The sequence below is a fragment of the Marinobacter gelidimuriae genome (genome assembly GCF_000372805.1).
GTDB lineage: Bacteria > Pseudomonadota > Gammaproteobacteria > Pseudomonadales > Oleiphilaceae > Marinobacter > Marinobacter gelidimuriae.
On record NZ_KB889843.1, the window covers coordinates 1 to 2,040 of the forward strand.

The following is a 2,040-nucleotide window of genomic DNA, read 5'->3' on the forward strand; positions in this document are numbered from 1 at the left end:
CAAGCTTCACTATCCTAAGTGAAACGCCCTGTGCGGACCCGCATGCAGGGTGTTGTGGGGGCTGAGGGTTAGATACCCTCGGCTACCCGATTAGGTTTCTTTACTGCCCTTTGGTGCAATAGAGTACGCAATAAAAATTGTGATAAACTGAATGACACTCAAGGGCAAAGCATATACCTGAACAAGCGTCCAGATTACCCAAAATGCGGAAGCCCAGCCAGCTTTACGCCCACTGATAACGATAGTAATAAATATAAATATTTGCCAGCCGATTACAGCGATAGTCACTATTATTCCTTTCTAAAGTATCTGTAGAATAAAATATCCATCTTTATTCAGGATATTCACAATTGGTGCATTTAATTTTCATTAACGGATTATCTGAGAATAAGATACGTAAACCATAAAAAAAAGTCCAATCCATGAAACTAGTATAAAGCCTAACACTCGGTGAGGCTTATACAAGAAACCGAAAAGACCGAAAAATAAAGCAAATAAAAATTTTCCTGCGGCATCGGCTATGAGCTCAGGGGTCAAGTAAGGGATGGCTGTGACAAACCTCCAGATTGGGATTGTTCCATCACTCATAAAGTATAGGTTTGATAAAGCACTAATAACGACAATAGCTACTACATTAAAAAATGACCATACTACTTTCATAATTACAATCCTGAATTATGCTGCCAATAAAATTAGAATATAGACACTGGGCAGTTTTCAGTAGCCTAACGCCCAAAATCACCGGAAGCAAAAAGCATAGCGACGAGGAACGAGGAGTGACGCTTTTTGCTGTCCGAGTGAATTTTGATTGTTAGGCGATTTTATATACTGAAGACTCTGTGAACCCATGGATCATTATCTTCATATGGTCCGTGAATAGATGCCGCCGCCCCATTCAATGGTACTAAACGTGGATTTTTATTACCGAACTCTAGCAACCATTTAACGTAAATACGCCATTCTTCATGATCAATATCAGTGACAATACCTATAGCTCGTATTTCAATATCAGAGGCTCCTCTTCCTAGCATTCTTTTGATCGCTATTCTATCTCCGGGCACGATTTTCTTTACTTTTTCCTGTTGTCTTTGTACTGCTGCTTCGCCATCATATTCAATATCTGGCTCCCAGCAATACCAGTAACCTCTTTTAATGAATATATCAAACGCATCATCGCTACCACCGAACATTGCCCCAACAATCCAATATTTACTCATATTAAATCTCCATAATTGCCTGCCCTAAAAAGGGCAGGCAATTATTACTATTTTGCTGAGTCATATAGAACATACATCATGTCGGCATATGCTCTAGCTGTTTTTACTGCAACAAGACTTTCGGTATCTTCTAAACTTGAAAGATCGAATGTGCTTTCATTGTTATAAACAGAATTTAGCATTTGCCCTACTTCTCCTTTTACCTCTTTAGCTTTTCCATCACTCCATTTCCATATTGTTCCAACATAATTAAGCTGGAATGAGTCATCCTTGTTAATTGTCCATTGAAAATTAGCAGTTACTTCGGATAAGCCAAAATGATCGTATTTACTTTCATTGGTGAGTATTGATTTTACTTTTTGCATAAACGGGGCTGCATTTCGTGCAACACAATTAAATTGCACTACTCGTTGTCCGTTGTCAGAGCTAAATTCTTTCCATTGTTTTTGTTGGCACTCACCCCAATTATCAAACGCCTCTCCAACCGTTAGTGTTTTATTGAATTCCAATACACCATTTTTAATTAAATCCGTGTCACTTGATGAGCTACAGCCTGATATAAATGCCAAAATGGCAATAGCTGGAATCATGTGTTTTATTTTCATACTACTTTCTCCAATGTCCTTTTGATTGAAATATGCTAGACGCAGGACGTTATGAACGCCTAACGCCCAGCTCACCGAGCAAATTTTTGATGGCGGCTTTTGTGCATGTTTTTGCACAAAAGGTGTAAGCGCCCTTAAACCGACCCACTTGCCCTCAGTCGAACTGCGGCACTTTTTTTGAGACCCGCTCTAGTTTGACGTTCCATGGCAGCAGTGCT

Annotated in this window: 4 protein-coding genes; all 4 read right to left on the reverse strand. The window is 39.5% G+C overall.

The window, feature by feature from the left end; genetic code table 11:
• Nucleotides 1-90 precede the first annotated feature (90 nt).
• The gene (locus tag A3OI_RS0103170; RefSeq protein ID WP_018402893.1) at nucleotides 91-288 is read right to left on the reverse strand and encodes a hypothetical protein; all 198 of its coding nucleotides are present in this window, start codon (nucleotides 286-288) and stop codon (nucleotides 91-93) included.
• Nucleotides 289-369: 81 nt separating this feature from the next.
• On the reverse strand, nucleotides 370-660 hold the full coding sequence (locus A3OI_RS0103175) for a hypothetical protein (protein ID WP_018402894.1): 291 nt from the start codon (nucleotides 658-660) through the stop codon (nucleotides 370-372).
• 161 nt (nucleotides 661-821) lie between these two features.
• A complete protein-coding gene (locus A3OI_RS0103180) occupies nucleotides 822-1,217 on the reverse strand; it encodes a hypothetical protein (protein ID WP_018402895.1) in 396 nt (131 codons plus the stop codon).
• Between the two features lie 47 nt (nucleotides 1,218-1,264).
• Nucleotides 1,265-1,822 carry a hypothetical protein gene (locus tag A3OI_RS0103185; RefSeq protein ID WP_018402896.1) on the reverse strand — a complete coding sequence of 186 codons (558 nt, stop codon included), beginning with the start codon at nucleotides 1,820-1,822 and terminating at the stop codon, nucleotides 1,265-1,267.
• Nucleotides 1,823-2,040 lie beyond the last annotated feature (218 nt).

Coding starts and splice junctions, on each gene's coding strand:
- A3OI_RS0103175 (WP_018402894.1), bottom strand. CDS start 660: ATGAAAGTAGTATGGTCATTTTTTAATGTAGTAGCTATTGTCGTTATT.
- A3OI_RS0103185 (WP_018402896.1), bottom strand. CDS start 1,822: ATGAAAATAAAACACATGATTCCAGCTATTGCCATTTTGGCATTTATA.
- A3OI_RS0103180 (WP_018402895.1), bottom strand. CDS start 1,217: ATGAGTAAATATTGGATTGTTGGGGCAATGTTCGGTGGTAGCGATGAT.